Source organism: Skermanella stibiiresistens SB22 (assembly GCF_000576635.1).
Taxonomy (GTDB): Bacteria; Pseudomonadota; Alphaproteobacteria; order Azospirillales; family Azospirillaceae; genus Skermanella; species Skermanella stibiiresistens.
In genome coordinates this window covers 522,082-540,173 of record NZ_AVFL01000001.1, presented here as the reverse complement: position 1 = coordinate 540,173, position 18,092 = coordinate 522,082, and the positions used below count along the sequence as shown (strand labels likewise).

The window sequence follows — 18,092 nt, the reverse complement described above, 5'->3', positions numbered from 1 at the left end:
TCAATCTGACCAGTCTCAGCGGCCAGCCGAAATTCGTCAGTCCAATTGGACGTTGATGCCGAAGCCGATATATTCCAGCTTCCTGGAGTAGAACTGGCCGTTCGGGTTGGCGCCATTGTAGTACTCGGCCAGCAGCCGGATGCGCCGGGGTGCCAGGAGCGAGCTTTCGAGCTGGACGCCGGCTTGCAGCGACAGGTCCATGTCCCAGTCGGCCTCCTCGCGGAACTTCATGTCGGCCGCCGCCACCGGGCGGAGCAGGCCGCCGGCGTAGGTCTCGGAGCTCTCATATTCCAGCCCGGCCTGCGTTCCCCACGGCTCCAGGTCGGACGGTTCCTGGTCGAACAGGTAGCTGAGGCCGCCATAGACCCTGAACTCCTCGCCGATGTCGTAGGACACCAGCCCCTCGACCGCCTCGTAGCTGAGGTTGATCCGGCGTGAGCGGTCGATGCCCTCGCGCAGCAGGTACTCGTCGCCCAAATGCGAGCTTTGGTGATAGACGCGACCCAGGACCGAGAAGTCGCCGCGCCGGTAGGAGATCGGGATGCCGACGGTGTAGTCGGCGTTGATCAGGTCCATGCTCTCGCTGTTGAGGTCGAAGACCGAGAAGACGCTGGCCTGGAAGCCCACTTCCCACTGTCCGCCCAGCAGGCTGTTCCGATAGAGCGAGAACGTCTCGCCGAAGCTGACCGCTCCGGCGTGCTCGACATCGGGATCGTCAAGGTAATAGCGGTAAGCCGCCGCGAACCGCGGCCAGCGCGGATCGGCGATCAGGGGCTCGAACAGGTTGGAGCGAGGCAACACCTGTCCACCCTGGTCGGCCAGGACGGCGGTGGCGGGAGCCGCGGCCGCCGGAGGAGATCCCGCCACCGTCGCGGGTGGCGCCAGCCCTGGGGCCGCGACGGGAGGTGGCGGCACGCTGGCCTCGCGGACGGCGACGCCGGTGACACCGGGGATATCCGACAGCGCCGCGCGCAGGCGGGCACCCTCGGGCGTCGCCAACGTCTCGGCGTCGACCTGGACGACCCCACCCTTGACGGTGATCCTGGACGCGGAGACTCCGAATTCGCGCTGGAGCACCGCCGAGGCGTAGCCCGCGATGAACGCGTCGTCCGGAGCCTGCGCCTGGGCCGATGGCGGGATCGATAAGACCACCGTCAGTCCCCCGGTCAGTCCAAGGAAGGCGGCGAATCCTAGGGTGGACGCCGGGCGGCGGCGTCGGGCGGGGGTGTGGATCACGGGCTGTTCTTCTCCGGCTTCGGCGCGATCACCTTCCCGTCCTTGGAAGGCTTGTCGCGGCGGGGAAACGCGTGGCGAACCGGCTTGCTCCCGGCTATCCGGAAAAGTCACACGGAAAAATTCGGGGAGACGCGATCGGGGAAGGCATTACCGTCGCGCACGAAAAACGCCGCGATCCAGGGGATGCGGCGCTTTCGAGCGGACGTCGAAGGAACTGATCCGAGGCGTTCGATACTGGAACGCCTCGTGACGAGGCCTCAAGCGGCCTTTTTGACCTGGGCGGCTTCGCTGAACGCCTTGACCAACTGGTCGACGAAGGTCGGCAGTGTGTCGAGGCCATCGGCGGTGAGCAGGGCCTTGTCGATCGTCAGGGGCTCGTCGCTCCAAACGGCGCCGGCGGCCTCCAAGGCCTCGCGGACGGCCGGGGACGCGCTCACGGTGCGGCCCTTGATCTTCTGGGCGACGGCGATCAAGCTGACACCGTCATCGATCGCGGCGACCGGCTTGCCACCATCCATGAAGCCACCGATGATGCGGCGGACATGCGCGTTGCCGGCCAGTTTGGCGACGCTGCGCTCGCCACCCGGCAGGATCAGCATGTCGAAATCGGCCGCCAGAACCTCGACGACCTGCTGGTCGACCGGGAAGTAGTGCCCCCAGGCCTTGCCATGCCAACCGTTGACCAGACCCTGCTCCGGCGAGATCACCTTGAGAGTGGCACCGGTCTTGAGCAGGGCACGCTGGGGCTCGGTCATCTCGGTTTCCTCGAAACCGTTAGCCACCAGGATGGCGATGGTCTTTCCCGCGAGCGGCTGATCCATCAAAGCAATCCTCCATTGGTTGTGTCGTGTGTCATCCGGCGCCTTGGCCCTTCGCCAAGGGGGCGAGGGCAACCCGGCGGACCACCGTGGCAACCATGCGATCCGCGGCGAAGTCCGCTCTGAAGCGGCTCGATCCACCGGGCTCCTTTTCGAAACGGTTCGAAATTGGGCACGGCCAACGCGCGAGATGCGGATGCCTGTGAGACGGTCTCTCCCGAAGGGGGGGCGACCGTAGCCGGGGCGCGAAGGCACCGTCAAGCTTTTCGAAGCATGGAGGTTAAGTGGCGACTTTCCGGCCGCAAGTCAATGGCTAATTCCGCAGCGCAACCAAGCCGGCCGGAATGCATCGGCGGCGGTAGTGCCCCAATCCCGCCATGATCAACTGGTCCGCTTGGAACAGCGCCGTCTCCACCATGATTGACGGATTTGCTCCAGTGATTTCGCACATACGTGGTGCGCTCGCCGCGCATCCCTTTGAAGACGCTGACGCGGCGCGTCGGAGGGACCCAGTTCCCCGATCACCCCAAGGCTCGGCGGCGCCCCACGATATTTTCGAAAAATTTCTCTCAATATTGGCGCGACTTCCGCCTCAAGACTGATAATTTCCCACAAGTCACCCACCCAATATGCTTTATAAGGAAGCTGAACAGATTAGTCTCAATCGATAGTCCTGCTCATCAAGGCAGGTCCAAAATCAATCCCGCAACTTTTCCCAAATTTGTCCCACACGACAAAGTTTATTGGAAAAATGGCGATTATTCTGCAAAATTCCTCTTTGGAATGGATATGTCAATAACCACTTTGTGCCTTCTCTTGAGGCACGACAAATAAATTCTGGCGTTGCAGCATCCAATATGATCTTTGTTTGTTGATGACATCTGATGAAACCACGAACAGGAACCTGGCTCCGATGACGGTCCACGACAATCATGCCGCTCGACCCCTCGGTGTCGAGCGTTTCAACACCCCGTTCTACCGAATGCTGATGACGCTCGGCCTGTTCGGGCCCTCGCGCAAGGTCAACCGGTGGCTATACAGGGTCAAGACGCAGCGGCGCGCGTTGGCGGGACAAGGCTTGGTGCCGGAGCAGAAGCTGACGGCCAGCTATGTCGACGCCATCCAGCGCCTGCGCGAGTTGAACGGCGACAAGCCGATCGGCGACTATCTGGAATTCGGCGTCTGCTATGGCTCGTCCATGGCCTGCATGCACGATGCCCTGGTCCGCACCAAGACGGACGGTGTCCGCCAGTTCGGCTTCGACAGCTTCGAGGGCCTGCCCCCCGAGACCGACTTCCAAGACAACCAGATCTGGAGCAGCGGCCAGCTGGCCTCCTCGATCGAATTCGCCCACAAGCTGCTGACCCGCCGCGGCGTCGACTGGAAGAAGACCTTCCTGATCAAGGGCTGGTTCAAGGATACCCTGACGCCGGAACTGGTCCAGAAGCACGGCATGAACCATGTCGGCATCGCGATGATCGACTGCGACATCTACACGTCGGCCCGCGATTCGCTGACGTTCGTCGAGCCGCTGATCGGCGATCACGCCGTCTTCCTGTTCGATGACTGGCATGCTGGCGGCCTGGCCGAGCAGAACCTGGGCGAGAAGCGCGCCTTCGACGAGTTCCTGCGCCGCAACCCGGATATCAAGACGACCCAGCTTCCCGCCTACAACGAGAACTCGGCCGTCTTCCTGCTGTCGCGGGTCAAGGTCAGCCAAGACGCCTGATAAGCGGTCCGGCTGATCCAGCCGAGACTTTTTTCCATGACGCGCGCGGCGGCGATTTCGTGTAGATATCGCCGCCATGCGCGTCATCGTCCTTCTGGCCATAGTGGTCATCACCGTCCTGGGCAACTTCGCCCTCTGGTCGCTCCCCAATCGTCCCCAGCCGCTTGAGCCGCCGCCCGGCGGCAAGCTGCAAAGCGTGTCCTTCGCGCCGTTCCGCGATGGACAGAGTCCGCTGACCCGGGTCTATCCGACGCCGGAGCAAGTCGAGGAGGACTTGGCCCTCCTGAAGGACGAGGTCATGGCGGTCCGGACCTACACCAGCCGCGAAGGGCTGGAGAACGTCCCGCCGCTCGCCCGGAAATATGGCCTGAAGGTGATGCAGGGCTCGTGGATCGGCCCCAAGACCGACCTCAACGAGGAGGAGGTCTCGGAGCAGATCCGCCTCGCCAACACCTATCCCGACGTGATCGACAAAGTGATCGTCGGCAACGAGGTGCTGCTGCGCAACGACCGCACGGTCGACCAGCTGATCGAGTACATCCGCCGGGTCAAATCCCAGGTCAAGCAGCCGGTGACCTACGCCGATGTCTGGGAGTGGTGGTTGAAATACCCGCAGGTGGCGGACGAGGTCGACTTCATCACGATCCACCTGCTGCCTTACTGGGAGGACGTGCCGACCAGCGTCGAGGACGCCGAGCAACGGATCCTGGACGCCTATCGGGAAATCCACGAACGCTTCCCCGGCAAGCCGATCCTAGTCGGCGAGGTCGGCTGGCCAACCGCCGGCCGCTCGCGCGGGCCAGCCAAGACCGGCTTGGTCGACAAGGCGAAATTCATCAACCAGTTCGTCCGGATGGCCGAACGGGAAGGTTTTCAGTACAACATCGTCGAAGCCTTCGACCAGGGCTGGAAGTCGGCCAACGAAGGCACCGTCGGCGCCAACTGGGGCCTGTTCTCGACCGAACGGGAGCGAAAATTCGCGCTGGCCGGGCCGGTGGTCGAGAATCCTGACTGGCCGCGTCACTTCGTCCTGTCTAGCGGTCTGGCGATCCTGGCCCTGCTGGCGGTCGCCGTCAGAACACCGGGGCTGCTCGGCACCCTGCGGCCTGGACGGGCCTTGGTGCTGGCGGTCCTGACGCAAGGCATGGCCAGCGCCCTGGTGCTGGCGGCCCATGTCTGGTGGACGCAGACCTATTATCCGTTCGAAACGGTCCGCGCGGCGGCGCTGTTCGCGCTGGACGCCGTCCTGGCCGCCGCCATCACGGTGTCGGCGGCGCGGCTGCTGACCGACCCAGGCCGGACCAAGACCGGCGTGATGGCCGATGTCGGCGCCGCCGCCGCCTGGATCATGGCGGCGGTCGCCATCGCCGCGACGGCCCTGCTGGTGTTCGACGGACGCTATCGTGACTTTCCCGTTCCCGATTACCTGGTGCCCGGCGTCGCCCTGCCGGTGCTGGGAGTGATTCGCCTGCTGCTCCAGGGAGGCGGGCTGAGCGCCCTGACGGTGCGCGGCGCGCTCAGCGGCAAGGCGGGCTCGTCGGGCATGAGGCGGGCTGGGGCCAGCCGCGGCGCCACCGCCTTCGCCATTCTCCTGCCGCTGGGAGCGGTTGGACTCGTGATCACCGAGGGCGTCATCAACACCGAGGCGATGACCTGGGCGGGATTGCTGGTGTTAACGTCGATTCCCTTTGTCGCGGCGGCTTTGCTGCGTCGCAACGAAAAATCATTAACCAAAGGCATTTTATCAGCATCTCGTTAACCATATGAAAACCCGGCCCGCCCACCCTGTGCTCTCAACTTTGGAGTACAGGAGGGGCCGGGATGCCTCAGTGGATTACCTCGAAATTCCAGATCCGACCGATCGGCGCCCGGCTGCTCGCCGTCGCCATCGCCTTGGGTTGCACGGCCTCATCCCGGGCCGACCCCGTCACCGACCTCAACAGCGCCGTGCTGGCGGCGGGGCAGCAGACCCGCGCGGTGATCAACCGGTTGAACGACCTGCACGCCTCCCACGCCGGCGGAGCGCCCAATGGCGGCAACCGCGCCGAACGCCTCAGGCTGGAACTCGACGAGAAACAGGTGCCGCTGCCGGTGTTCTCCCGCTTCGTGCCGCCGGTCCTCCAGGATAGCCGCACGGGCCCCGTCGGCAGTTTCTTCAGCGGTAGCGCCCGATTGGCCCGGAAGGTCGGCCGTCACGAGCGCGGCGGCACCGTCCTGGAGACGCCGGGATTGACGGCGGGCGCCGACATGCGGATCGGCGAGAATGGCTCGATCGGCATTGCCGGCGGCTATGTCGCGACGGCGGAAAAGCTCTCGGGCCGCAGCCTCGCCCTCTACGGCGCCCACATGGTGAGTCCCGGCCTGACGCTGGACGCCATCGCCGGCACCGGCGACATGTCCTTCGCGACCGGCGGGGCGGACATGAAATTCGGCGGGATCGGCGCGCGGAAGGAGTTCGCGCTGGATGGCGGCGTCGTCCTGGCCGCCATGACCCGCTTCAACTACGCCGCCGCCGACGGTCGTTCCGCCAACGCGGACAGCGAGATGGTCACCGAGACCTTCGGCATGCAGGCCAGCTACCGCATCGACTATCTCTGGGGCAGCCTGATGCCGCGCGCCGGCATCGAGCACATCCAGGAATTGGGCGACGAGGCGATCCAACCGACGGAGACCAGCTTCCGCGTCGGCCTGACCGCCCAGCACCGCGACGGCGGCATCCTGACGATCGACCACTCCACCAACCAAGCCGGCTCCCACTCCTTCCGCGCGGCGCTGAAGGTCAAGTTCTGAGCGCCGTTCGATTGGGGGCGGTGAGTTTAACTGGATGGAACTTGGTTTGGAGAGTTCTCTTTAACACAGATAAAGAGGATTTACAGGATGGACACAGATTGGACTGAAGATGACCCAAGCACATGGATTTCAGATTAGCGTAAGATATGGATTATAATACTATTGCTAATATTATATATTCATCTATAGAAATGAACTATATCATATAACCAATTCTGAGAAATGTGCGGACGCTATTTTTTAATCTGTGTCCATCCTGTAAATCCTCTTTATCTGTGTTAAGAAAAACCTCCCCACACCTCAGCTTGCCGGGTGACGCACCCCCGATTGGGCGCGGCGGCATTCCGCCACGCCCGTCCTTCGACCATGCCGTCAGACCAGCGTGGCGGTCAGGGTGATCTCGGTCGCGGCGAGCGCCTTGGAGACGGGGCAGTTGGCTTTGGCGTCCTCCGCCTGGGCCTTGAAGCCTGCTTCGTCCAGGCCAGGGACCTCGGCTTCGCAGACGAGGTCGATCCTGCCGATGGCGAAGCCGCCCGGCGCCTTGTCCAGGTGGACCTTGGCCGTCGTCGAGACGCGTTCGGCCGGGTGGCCGGCGCTCGCCAGGGCGTTGGCCAGCGCCATCGAGAAGCAGCCGGCGTGGGCCGCCGCGATCAGTTCCTCGGGATTGGTGCCGGTATCCGATTCAAAGCGCGAGCGGAAGGAATAGGGGCCGTCCAGGGCGCCGCTCTCCGTCTTGATCCTGCCCGTGCCGTCCTTGAGGGCGCCGCGCCATTCCGCGTCCGCTGTCCGTACCGCCATGATGGTTCTCCGTTGAGGATGTTTTAGGGCTTCGCCCGTCCCTTGAAACACGCCGCGCGCGGATTGGGTCCGCGCCGTTTCATGATGTCGCGCCACACGATCCTCCTTGGCTGCGCGTCCTGGGAGGTTCATCCTCACGCCCTGTTCGTCCATCCGGGGCATCATGCGTCGCGGGCTGACCATCGCCTTTTATTTGGCGCAACTCCTGATCGCCACGATCTCACTGGCGCAGCCGGCGGGAGCGCAGAACGCCGCGCGGACGCTGATGCTGGTCAACGAGACCGATATCTATCCGCTGGGCCTGGACATGGAGGTGTTCGAGGACCCAAGCGGCCTGCTGACCATCGATCAGGTGGCGACGCCGGAATTCTCGCCGCGATTCGTGGCCGGGCGCGTGAACGAGCCGAACTTCGGCATGACCCGGTCGGCGGTCTGGGCGCGGGTCACCATCAACAGCATCCTGTCGGTCCACCGCGACTGGTTCCTGGTCTTCCGGCAGGCGATGGTCGATCGGGTGTCGGTCCACGTGCCGCGGCCCGATGGCGGCTGGACGGAGTTGAAGGGCGGCATCCTGGAACGGCGGAGCTATTTCCGCCTGCCCCACCGCTATCCCGTCTTTCCGCTGTCGATCCAGCCAGCCGACCAGCCGACGCTCTACATCAGGGTCGAGAACCGCAACACGCTGACGATCCCGCTGGTGATCCAGTCCGTCGGGTCGCTCTACGCCTACGACCGGTCGGAACAGCTGCTGTTCGGAACGCTGTTCGGGACGTTGATGACGGTGTGCGTCTATCTGTTCCTGATCTGGTGGGTGATGCGGGACCGCTCCCAGGTCCACCTGATCCTGCTGACGCTCTCGCTGACCCTCCACATCGCCTCGACCAGCGGGTTCCTGACCGAATACGTGACGCGCGGCCTGCCGTGGTGGACCAGCTATTCCCTGCCGTTGTCCGTGATCCTGACGATGATCACCGGCATCCTGTTCGCGCGCGACTTCCTGGCGGCCGACATCACCATGCCAGCGTTCGACACGGTGTCGCGCGTCCTACTCGCGGCGCTAACGGCGCTGGCCGCCGTGGCCGCGTTCGACCGGTTCCTGGCCAATTCGCTGCTGCCGTGGTGGGTGATCGGCATGGTGGCGGTATTGCCCATCGCCGGGTTCGGGGCGATCCGACGGAGGCTCGACGGCGCGCCGGTGTTCGTCACCGCCTTCGCCGCCCTGCTCGCGGGTGGCGTGGTCAACGCGGTGGTCGGTCTTGGGCTGGCGCCGGGCAATCCGCTGGCCTCCAGCCTGTTCGACATCGACGCCGCCGTATCCGCCATCATCCTCGCGATCGGCGTGGCCGTCCAATTCAAGGCGCGGCAGGAGGAGCGGGAGGGCGCGCTACGGCTCAGCAACGAGCGGTTCGCGCTGGCCGCCGAGGGAGCCAGCGCCGGCTTGTACGACTGGGACCTGGTGACCGGCACCGTCTATTACTCGCCGCGCATGGCCGGATTGTACGGCGGATCCGAGGATGACCTGGGATCGTCGGCCGACGCCTGGACGCGGCAGATCCATCCCAGCGACCAAGCGCGGGTGCTGCGGGCGTACCGCGCCTTCCTGAAGAGCCGATCGACCACGGTGTCCCTGGAATACCGCCTACTGACGCGCGACGGCAGCCAGCGCTGGGTGTCGACGACGGGGGCCGCCGTCCGCGATCCGCTGACCAACCGGGTGCTGAGGGTCGCGGGATCGACCGCCGACATCACGGGCAAGAAGCGCGCGGAGGAAAGCCTGCGGGCTTCGGAGAGCCTGAAGGCCGCCGTCATCACGTCCTCGCTGGACTGCATCATCACCAGCGACGCCACCGGCCGCATCATCGAGTTCAACCCGGCGGCGGAACAGACCTTCGGCCACAGCCGCGACGCCGTGATGGGCAAGCCGGTCGCCGAGATCATCATGCCGGGACCGCAGCGCGGCCGCCACGCCGCGGGCATCCGCGACTATCTCGACAAGGGACGGCGTCACCTGCTGGGCCGGCGGGTCGAGGTCGAGGCGATGCGCGCCGATGGCGGCGTGTTCCCGGTGGAACTGGCGATCAACGAGGTTCATTCCGGCGGACAGGCCGTCTTCACCGCCTTCATCCGCGACATCACCGACCGCCGGCGGGCCGAGGCGGCGCTGCGCGAGAGCCGGAGCGCCCTGGCGGAGAAAACCCGCTTCCTGGAGACCGTGCTCGACACCGTGGCCCAAGGGGTCAACGTGATGGACGACGACCTCAACCTGATGCTGGCCAACAACAGGTTCCTGGAGATGTATGGCCTGCCGGCGGCGCTGGGCACTCCCGGCACTCCCCTGGCCGCCCTGTTCCGCCACCAGATCGACCATCGGCCCGCCGGTTCGGGAGGGGCCGCCGAGGATCCGGACAAGCTCGTGGCGGAAGGTCTGGCCCATGTCCGGGGCTCCTCGGAGCGCCACCTGGAGGAGACCCGGCCGGACGGACGCGTGATCGAATTGTACCGCAGGCCGATGGAGGGCGGCGGTTTGGTGACGACCTATAGCGACATCACCCGGCTCAAGCGCGCCGAGCGGGAGGCCAAGGCCAGCGAGGCGCGGTTCCGCGCGATCCTGGAGGCGCACCCGGTGCCGGTCGTCATCACCTGGCTCGACGACGGCGGGCTGTTCTACGCCAGCCCGCGCACGCTGGAGATCTTCCGGCTGGCGGGAGGCGATGGGGACGCGGGAGAGGCGTGGCGCGCGGCGGATTTCCACGCCAGCGCCGCCGAACACGAGCGCGTCCGCGGTCATCTGCGCGAACACGGCCGGATCGAGTTGATGGAGGCCGCCATGCGCCGGCGGGACGGGCTGGTCTTCCCGGCGGCGATCTCCGCCCGGACCATCGAGTTCGAGGGCCGCATGGCCGCCGTCATGGGCATCCACGACCTGAGCGACAGCAAGCGGGCCGAGGCGGAGATCGAGCGCCAGCGCGAGGCGCTGGTCCAGTCCGAGAAGCTGGCGGCGCTGGGCTCGCTGCTGGCGGGCGTCGCCCACGAACTGAACAACCCGCTGTCGGTCGTGGTCGGTCAATCCGTCCTGCTGGAGGAGACCGCTCCGGATGAGGCTACGGAGATCCGGGCGCGCAAGATCCACCGCGCCGCCGACCGGTGCGCCCGCATCGTCAGGACGTTCCTGTCACTGGCCCGGCGCAGCCCGCCGGAACGGCAGCAAGTGGACTTGAACGAGATCGTCCAGGCGGCGGTCGAGTTGGTGACCTATTCGCTCCACGCGGATGGCGTCGAGCTGACGATGGACCTGCCGCGGGAACCGGCCCTGCTCTGGGGCGACGCCGACCAGTTGAACCAGGTGGTGACGAACCTGGTGGTCAACGCCCGGCAGGCGCTCCAGACGGCGCCCCGGCCCCGGCGGCTGGCGATCGCCGTCCGGCTGGACCGGGACGATCCGGAGGCGCCGACCATCCGCTTGAGCGTGGCCGACAACGGACCCGGCGTCCCGGCGGAAATCCGCACCCGCATCTTCGACCCCTTCTTCACCACCAAACCAGCCGGCATCGGCACCGGCGTCGGGTTGTCGATGTGCCACAACATCATCGACAGCCACGGCGGCACGGTGGAGTTGGACGAGACGCCGGGGGGCGGCGCCACCTTCGTGGTCACGCTAGCGGCCCACCGGTCGGCAACAGTCGGTTTCGCGGCGCCGGCCGGCGAGCTTCCGGCGGCGATGACGCCGCTGCGCCTGCTGATCGTCGACGACGATCCGGAGATCGCCCTGACGGTCGCCGAGATGTTGGCACCCGATGGCCACGACATCGCCATCGCCGAGAACGGCGCCGCCGCCCTGGCCCGGCTGGACGAGGAGCCGTGCGATCTGGTGATCAGCGATATCAGGATGCCGGAACTGGATGGGCCGGGCCTGTATCGCCAATTGGCGATCCGTCACCCGCGTCTGCTGAACAGGATCTGCTTCGTCACCGGCGACACCTTGAGCGAGGGCGTGCGCGACTTCCTGAACGAGACGGGCGTGCCCGTCCTGGAGAAACCCTATGAGCCGGCGGATCTCCGGGCCATGGTCGCCCGCCTGGTTGGGAAACTCGGTGAGTCTCAATAGATTCGGCGGGTCTCAATAGATGTTGAAGGGGAAGTAGCGGGCGTTGATGCGGAGGAAGGTGCCGTTGACCAGCAACTTGTCGATCACCCGGTCGATCCTCTCGACCAATTCGGTATCCTCCTGGCGGACCGCGATGCCGATTCCCTCATCCACGTAGACGGGATTGCCGGCCCAAGTGAAGCCTGCGCCGCGCGGCGTATTGAGGAAATGCCAGAGACCCAGACTGTCGCCCAGGACCAGGTCGAGCCCGCCGGAGATCAGGGCGTCGATCATCTCGCCTTGGGTCTCGAACAGGATCGGCGCCATGGCATGGCTGAAACCATGGAACAGGTGATCGACATGGGTGGTCCCGATGATGGCGCCGATCCGACGTCCCGCCAGCCCGGCGGCGTCGATCGTGACGGGCGCGTCGCGCGCCACCACGAACCGGATCGGGGTCGAGTAGTATTTGGTCGAGAACGCCACCAGCCGGCGACGCTCCGGCGTGATCGACAGGCTGCTCATGATGGCGTCGATCCTGCCCTCGCGCAGCGCCGGCATCAGGCGGCTGAACGGCAGGTCGACCCATTGGCAGGCGACCCCGAGATTGTCGCAGATCTGATTGCCCAGATCGACTTCGAACCCGGTGAGCCTACCTTCGGGCGTGAAATAGGTGAAGGGCGGGTAACGCGCGTCGGTGCCGATGCGGAGCGCTTCGCCCCACGCGGCACCGAAAGTCGTCGGCAAGAGGGGCAAGATGAGGCAGGCCAGCGAAGCCAGCCGGCGCCAGACCGGTCCCATCACCACGCGACGCCTCCGACAGGTTTCCACCGGATTGGTGCTGAGAAGCTTACCGATCGAAAGAGGTACCGTCAATCATGGCCACGACCTCCGCAGCACCTTCCTCTTCGCCTATCCCTGCCCCTCCAGTATCCCCATCAGCGCCTTCGCCGCGCCCTCGATGTCGGCCTTCAGCGCCGCCCGCGCCGCGACGCCGTCGCCGCGTAGCAGGGCGTCACGCATGGCGCGGTGTTCGACGTTGGATGCCCACCAGTTGCCGGTCGCGTTCAGCAAGTCGAAATAGGGGCCGATCCGCAGCCAGAGCGACTCGATGATCGACAGCATCGAATCCGACCCCGCCGCCCGGTAGATGATGAAGTGGAACTCCCGGTTGGCCGGCACGTAGCGCCGTCCGTCATAGGCGGCGTGGGCGGTCTCCATCTCGGTGATCAACTCACCCAGACGGTCCAGATCGGCGGCGGAGATCGAGCGCGCCGCCCATTCCGTGGCGACCCCCTCGATCTCGACCCGCACCCGCTTCAGATCCTCCAGCCGTTCGACGCTCAAGGGAGGAATGCCGACCGAACGGCCGGCCACCACCGTCAGCGCCTTCTCGGCGACCAGCCGGTGCATGGCCTCGCGAACGGGCATGGCGCTGACGCCGAAGGCGTCGGACAGGCTCTGGATGGTCACCGTCCGGCCCGGCTCGATGCCGCCGTTCAGGATCAGCTCCTTCAGTTCCCGATAGACGTGGTCCTGCACCGTTTCGCGGGAGACGGGCCGCAGGGGCAGGCTCTTGCCAACGGTCTTCGCGCTGGCAGCTCGCGTGGCGCCCTTTCGTGTGCTGGTCGTGACCGCCATGTCTTCGCTTTCGTCTCCTGAAGCCCGCGGGAGCCGCCTCCCCCAAAGCCTGATCACCATAGCTGTTCGGGGGAGGCGGTTGAAAGGGGCTTGCGTTGATCCGTGATCTTTGATTTATGATCAAAAGAACAAAACGGTCAACAACCGAACCAGCCGTCGATAGGGAGAAAACGACAATGACGCGTATCAGGAATTCGATCGCCGCGGCGTGCCTGGGCCTGCTGGCCACCGGCGCCGCCGTTTCGGCGCCGGGCGACGCCGCCGCCCAGGACAAGAAGCACAAGATCTTCCTGAGCATGAGCTACATCGGCAACGACTGGCAGGCCGAGGCGAGCAACATGATCAAGGCCATGGCCGCCCATCCCGACATGGCCGGCAAGGTCGATCTCCAGGTTCAGGTCTCCGGCCCCAACGCGCAGAAGCAGATCCAGCAGATCAACTCCATGGTCCAGGCCGGCGCGGAGGCCATCGTCGTCTATCCGATCTCGCCAACCGCGCTGAACCAGGTCGTCAAGAACGCCTGCGGCAAGGGTGTCGTCGTCATCGCCTATGACGCCGAGATCTCCGAGCCCTGCGCCTACAACGTCTCGATCGACCAGGAGGAGGCCGGCCGCGTCACGGCCGAATGGCTGGCCGAGAAGATGAATGGCAAGGGCAACATCATCGCCATCACCGGCGTCCCCGGAACCTCGGTCGACACGCTGCGCACCAAGGCGGCCAAGGCCGTGTTCTCCAAGCACCCGGACATGAAGATCGTCGCCGAGGCGCCCGGCATGTGGAGCCAGGCCGTCGCCCGCACCGAACTGTCCAAGATCCTCGCGACCCAGGGCTGGGACCGGATCGACGGGTTGTGGATGCAGGTCGGCTGCTTCACCGCCAACCAGATGCAACTGGAGGCCGGCATCCCCGAGGACAAGCTGAAGCCATGCGCCGGCGAGGGCTCCAACGGTGGCCGCGTCCAGATGCTGCCCGCCGGAACCGCGGTCGAGGGCGCCAACGGCGCCTACAAGCCGATGGGCGCTCCCCGCATCTCCTACGCGTCGCCGCCCTATTCCGGCGCCCTTGCCCTGAAGCTGGCGGTCAAGAAGCTGGAAGGCGGCGAGATCGCCAGGAACACGGTGCTGCCGCTGCCCGTCGTCACCAGCGAGACCGCCAAGCTGTGCGCCGAGGGCACCTGGACCGAGATGGCGAATGGCTGCAACGTCTTCCAGCCGTCCATCGTCAGCAACCCCGGCTGGTTCGCGTCGATCTTCTCGGCCGAGACGCCGGAAGTGGCCTTGCAGGCCGCCTTGGTCGGCCAGCCCGAAGCCAAGAAATAATCGATCCCACCCTTCTCCCCGCCCACAACCCCCCGGCACGGAGATCCCACGGATGACCGCAGCCATCGAGGCTTTGCGGATGGACAGGATCGTCAAGGCCTACGGCCCGACCGTGGCCCTTGACGGTGCCTCCATCAGCGTTCGATCGGGCGAGACCCACGCCCTGCTCGGCGAGAACGGCGCCGGCAAATCCACCACGGTCAAGCTGCTGTCCGGCCTGATCCGGCCGAACTCCGGGTCGATCCGGATCTTTGGCGACGAGGTCCACCTGAACCGCCCGACCGACGCGCATCATCATGGCGTCCAGACCGCGTTCCAGGAGATCAGCCTGGTGCGCGACCTGACCGTCGCCGAGAACCTGCTGCTGCCCAACGCGCCCACCGGCATCGCGGGGCTGCTCCGCCGCCGCCATGGCGAGGCGCTGGTCCGCGAGCACCTGGAACGGCTGGACCTGGGCGGCATCAATCCGCGCGCCGAGGTCGGCACGCTCGACCTACCGCAGCGGCAGAAGATCGAGATCGCCCGGGCCGTGTTCCGCCATCCCCGCGTGCTGCTGCTGGACGAGCCGACCTCAGCATTGTCCGGCCGCGACATCGACTGGCTCGGTGGCCTGATCGAGCGGCTGAAGGCGGACGGCGTCACCACCATCTTCATCTCGCACCGCATGGCCGAGGTCCGCCTGTTCTGCGACCGGTTGACCGTGCTGCGGAACGGCAAGGACGTCGGCTCCGGCGAGGTCTCCGAGATCAACGACGACGAGGTGATCCGCATGATCATCGGCCGTTCGCTGACCGCGACCTTCCCACCCAAGCCGCCGGTCAAGCCGCGCGACCCCGCCGCCGTCCCCGTCCTGAGCGGCCAGGGGCTGGCGACCGACGGCAAGCTGTCCGACGCCGGGTTCGACCTGATGCCGGGCGAGATCCTGGGCATCGCCGGCCTCCAGGGCATGGGCCAGCAGGACCTGTTCCAAGCCCTGTTCGGCGTCATTCCGCTGACGGCGGGCGAGATCAGGGTCGATGGCCGGCCGGTCACGCTGGCCTCGCCGCAGGATGCCATCCGGGCCAATATCGGCATCTCACTGGTGCCCGAGGACCGCAAGACCGAGGGGCTGTTCCTGCGGCTGGATGGCAAGTTCAACGTCTCGCTGCCGGTGCTCGACCGCTTCTCCCGCGCCGGCTTCATCGACGGCAAGGCGGAGAAGGCGGCGGTCGCCGAGGTGCTGGATCAGGTCGAGGTCCACCCCCGCGCGATCCACACCCCCAGCGGCGCCTTCAGCGGTGGCAACCAGCAGAAGATCGCCATCGCCAAGTGGCTGGTCGCCGGCAGCCGCACGCTCCTGATGTTCGACCCGACGCGCGGCGTCGACGTCGGCACCAAGCACCAGCTTTACGTGATGATGAGGAGCTTCGTCGAAGCCGGCGGTTCGGTCCTGTTCTATTCGACCGAGATCGCGGAACTGGTCAACCTGTGCGACCGCGTTCTGGTGATGTATGGCGGCCGCTTCGTGGACGAGTTGGAGGGCGAGGCGATCGAGGAGGAGCGGATCATGCATGGAGCCCTGGGCGGCTTGACCGGACGCGCGCGCGAGGTCGCGGCATGAGCGCCCAGACCCTCCACCACACTCCCACCCGACGCGGCGGCGGCATCGGCCCGGCGCTGACCCGCCACCGCGGCATCCTGATCGCCCTGGCCGTCTTCATCGCCCTGTTCCTGACGGTCGATCTGATCAGCCCCGGCCCGTTCAGCTATTTCGAATTCAGCTTCATGTCGGGCGGCGGCGCCACCTTGGCGCTGGCCGCCATGGGCCAGACCGTGGTCGTGCTGACCGGCGGCTTCGACCTGTCGGCCGGCGCCGTCATCGCCCTGGTCAACGTCGTGCTCGGCAACGGCATGGGGCCCGACATCACCTCGCAGATCCTGTTCGGCTTCGTGGCGCTCGGCATCGGCGCCGCCGTCGGCGCGGTCAACGGCTTCCTGGTTGCCTATCTGCGGATGCAGCCGATCGTCGTGACGCTGTCCACCATGTTCATCGTCCAGGGCATCACCCTGCTGCTGATGGACAAGCCGGGCGGAGCCATCGCGCCGGAATTCATGAGCTTCTTCGTCGGCGACGCGATCCCCGGCGTGCTGCCGGCCCCGGTCGTCTGGATCGCGGTCGCGGCGCTGGTCTGGACCCTGATCAAGTCGTCGCGCTTCGGCGTCGGCCTCTACGCCGTCGGCGGCGACGAGGAGGCGGCGCGCGCCGCCGGCTTGGCCACCGCCTGGGTCAAGTTCCGCGCCTATGTCGTCGCCGGCCTGTTCTACGGCGCCGCCGGAGCCTTCATCTCGGCCCAGACCGGCTCGGCGGACCCGCTGGTCGGCCGCTCCATGCTGCTGCCGATCTTCGCGGCCGTCGCCTTGGGCGGGACCGTACTGGGCGGCGGACGCGGCGGCGCCATCGGCTCGATCATCGGCGCCTATACCCTGATGATCGCGGTCAACATCCTGCTGGTGCTCAACGTCTCGGCCTATTACAGCTCGGTCGCGGAAGGCACCATCATCATCCTGGCGGTGCTGGCCGGCAGCCTCAACCGGCACTCGCCCCTGGCGACCTATATCCGCCTGGGCCTGCTGAAGCTGCGCGCCCGATCGAACGGCACGCTGGCCCGGGCCCATCCCGGCACCCCCAACCGTCCCCTGCTGCCCAAGGCGCGCAAGATGGACATGGGCGTGCCCGCCAGCTGGCTGGCGCGCCACCGCGACACGCTCCGCTTCATGGTGCCGGCCTGGATCGGCCTCGTCCTGGTCTTGGGTGTCACCCATCTGGTCTATGGCAACACGCTGACCAATCCCGGCTACTTCAACTCGCTGATCGTGCTGTCGTCGTTCCTGATCATCCTGGCCTTGGGGCAGGGAGCCGCGATCCTGACCGGTGGCCTGGACCTGTCGGTGCCCTGGATGATCACCCTGGTCGGCATCGTCGTGGCCGGACTGGTGCGCGGCGCCGACGACGCGGTCCTATGGGCGGTGCCGCTGGGACTGGCGCTGGGAACCGGCCTGGGAGCCCTGAACGGAGTTGGCATCGTCTTGTTCGGCCTGCCACCGATCGTCATGACGCTGGCCATGAACGGCATCCTGCAAGGCGCCGCCCTGGTCTATAGCGGCGGCACGCCGGATGGCTTCGCCTCGCCCGCCATGCGCTGGGTCATGACCGGCCATCTGTTGGGCGTCACACCCGCCGTCTGGCTGGTCGGCGTCTTCGTGATCGCCGCCGTCGTCCTGCTGGGCCGCACCACCTTCGGCCGCCGCATCTACGCCGTCGGCAACAGCCCGACCGTCGCCCGCCTCAGCGGCGTCGGCGTGGGAGGAACCCTGATCGGCGTCTATGCCCTGTCCGGTTTTTGCGCCGCCCTGGTCGGCATCCTGCTGGCCTGCTTCAGCGGCCAGGCCAGCCTGGGCATGGGCGACGAATACCTGCTGCCCTCGATCGCGGTCGTGGTGGTCGGCGGCGCCTTGATCACCGGGGGCCGCGGACATTATCTCGGCATGCTTGGCGGTGTCCTGCTGTTGATGGCCTTGTCGACGCTGCTCGCCGGCACCACGCTGCCGTCGTCGGTGCGCGACATCATCTTCGGCGCCGTCGTGCTGGGCGCCGTGCTAGCCCTCCGCGAGCGGTCGCACTGACCGCTCGCGGCCTA

Annotated in this window: 12 protein-coding genes; 7 read left to right on the top strand and 5 right to left on the bottom strand. The window is 66.3% G+C overall.

Going from position 1 to position 18,092, the window contains the following annotated elements; translation table 11 throughout:
- Positions 1-36: 36 nt before the first annotated feature.
- On the bottom strand, positions 37-1,236 hold the full coding sequence (locus N825_RS02290) for a DUF1207 domain-containing protein (protein WP_051511422.1): 1,200 nt from the start codon (positions 1,234-1,236) through the stop codon (positions 37-39).
- Positions 1,237-1,493: 257 nt separating this feature from the next.
- Complete coding sequence (locus N825_RS02285; protein WP_037446134.1) at positions 1,494-2,057, bottom strand: DJ-1/PfpI family protein; 564 nt, start codon at positions 2,055-2,057, stop codon at positions 1,494-1,496.
- Positions 2,058-2,967: 910 nt separating this feature from the next.
- Here N825_RS02285 and N825_RS02280 point away from each other — a divergent pair.
- The 3 genes from N825_RS02280 to N825_RS02270 all read left to right on the top strand — a co-directional run bounded on the left by N825_RS02280 (position 2,968) and on the right by N825_RS02270 (position 6,573).
- Positions 2,968-3,783, top strand: a complete 816-nt coding sequence (locus N825_RS02280) for a TylF/MycF/NovP-related O-methyltransferase (RefSeq protein WP_037446133.1) — start codon at positions 2,968-2,970, stop codon at positions 3,781-3,783.
- A gap of 76 nt (positions 3,784-3,859) precedes the next feature.
- Entirely contained in the window at positions 3,860-5,542 is a 1,683-nt protein-coding gene (locus N825_RS02275) for a glycoside hydrolase family 17 protein (RefSeq protein ID WP_037446132.1), read from the top strand.
- A gap of 62 nt (positions 5,543-5,604) precedes the next feature.
- Entirely contained in the window at positions 5,605-6,573 is a 969-nt protein-coding gene (locus tag N825_RS02270) for an autotransporter outer membrane beta-barrel domain-containing protein (protein ID WP_037446131.1), read from the top strand.
- 372 nt (positions 6,574-6,945) lie between these two features.
- Here the strand turns inward: N825_RS02270 and N825_RS02265 are convergent, their stop codons facing one another.
- Positions 6,946-7,371: an OsmC family protein gene (locus N825_RS02265; protein WP_037446130.1), complete on the bottom strand. Its 426-nt coding sequence runs from the start codon at positions 7,369-7,371 to the stop codon at positions 6,946-6,948.
- A 163-nt stretch (positions 7,372-7,534) separates the two neighbouring features.
- Between N825_RS02265 and N825_RS36125 the strand changes: the two genes are divergently transcribed.
- Positions 7,535-11,476, top strand: coding sequence for a PAS domain S-box protein (locus tag N825_RS36125; protein ID WP_051511421.1), 3,942 nt, complete (start codon positions 7,535-7,537; stop codon positions 11,474-11,476).
- Positions 11,477-11,488: 12 nt separating this feature from the next.
- On the opposite strand, the gene N825_RS02255 is transcribed toward N825_RS36125, so the two are convergent.
- A complete protein-coding gene (locus N825_RS02255) occupies positions 11,489-12,256 on the bottom strand; it encodes a transporter substrate-binding domain-containing protein (RefSeq protein ID WP_051511420.1) in 768 nt (255 codons plus the stop codon).
- A 111-nt stretch (positions 12,257-12,367) separates the two neighbouring features.
- Positions 12,368-13,096 (bottom strand): GntR family transcriptional regulator, encoded by a 729-nt coding sequence (locus N825_RS02250; RefSeq protein WP_084164181.1) that lies wholly within the window; start codon positions 13,094-13,096, stop codon positions 12,368-12,370.
- Between the two features lie 176 nt (positions 13,097-13,272).
- Between N825_RS02250 and N825_RS02245 the strand changes: the two genes are divergently transcribed.
- Genes N825_RS02245 through N825_RS02235 form a run of 3 tightly spaced genes read left to right on the top strand, consistent with a single transcriptional unit; the run spans position 13,273 to position 18,078 of the window.
- Entirely contained in the window at positions 13,273-14,415 is a 1,143-nt protein-coding gene (locus N825_RS02245; RefSeq protein WP_037446129.1) for a sugar ABC transporter substrate-binding protein, read from the top strand.
- Between the two features lie 52 nt (positions 14,416-14,467).
- Positions 14,468-16,015 carry a sugar ABC transporter ATP-binding protein gene (locus N825_RS02240; RefSeq protein WP_037446128.1) on the top strand — a complete coding sequence of 516 codons (1,548 nt, stop codon included), beginning with the start codon at positions 14,468-14,470 and terminating at the stop codon, positions 16,013-16,015.
- A complete protein-coding gene (locus N825_RS02235) occupies positions 16,012-18,078 on the top strand; it encodes an ABC transporter permease (protein WP_037446127.1) in 2,067 nt (688 codons plus the stop codon). Before N825_RS02240 ends, N825_RS02235 begins: the two co-directional genes overlap by 4 nt.
- Positions 18,079-18,092 lie beyond the last annotated feature (14 nt).

What these genes read in the sequence shown, in the direction of transcription:
- N825_RS02285 (WP_037446134.1), bottom strand. Translation starts at nt 2,057, where the DNA reads ATGGATCAGCCGCTCGCGGGAAAGACCATCGCCATCCTGGTGGCTAAC.
- N825_RS02280 (WP_037446133.1), top strand. Translation starts at nt 2,968, where the DNA reads ATGACGGTCCACGACAATCATGCCGCTCGACCCCTCGGTGTCGAGCGT.
- N825_RS02275 (WP_037446132.1), top strand. Translation starts at nt 3,860, where the DNA reads ATGCGCGTCATCGTCCTTCTGGCCATAGTGGTCATCACCGTCCTGGGC.
- N825_RS02270 (WP_037446131.1), top strand. Translation starts at nt 5,605, where the DNA reads ATGCCTCAGTGGATTACCTCGAAATTCCAGATCCGACCGATCGGCGCC.
- N825_RS02265 (WP_037446130.1), bottom strand. Translation starts at nt 7,371, where the DNA reads ATGGCGGTACGGACAGCGGACGCGGAATGGCGCGGCGCCCTCAAGGAC.
- N825_RS36125 (WP_051511421.1), top strand. Translation starts at nt 7,535, where the DNA reads ATGCGTCGCGGGCTGACCATCGCCTTTTATTTGGCGCAACTCCTGATC.
- N825_RS02255 (WP_051511420.1), bottom strand. Translation starts at nt 12,256, where the DNA reads ATGGGACCGGTCTGGCGCCGGCTGGCTTCGCTGGCCTGCCTCATCTTG.
- N825_RS02250 (WP_084164181.1), bottom strand. Translation starts at nt 13,096, where the DNA reads ATGGCGGTCACGACCAGCACACGAAAGGGCGCCACGCGAGCTGCCAGC.
- N825_RS02245 (WP_037446129.1), top strand. Translation starts at nt 13,273, where the DNA reads ATGACGCGTATCAGGAATTCGATCGCCGCGGCGTGCCTGGGCCTGCTG.
- N825_RS02240 (WP_037446128.1), top strand. Translation starts at nt 14,468, where the DNA reads ATGACCGCAGCCATCGAGGCTTTGCGGATGGACAGGATCGTCAAGGCC.
- N825_RS02235 (WP_037446127.1), top strand. Translation starts at nt 16,012, where the DNA reads ATGAGCGCCCAGACCCTCCACCACACTCCCACCCGACGCGGCGGCGGC.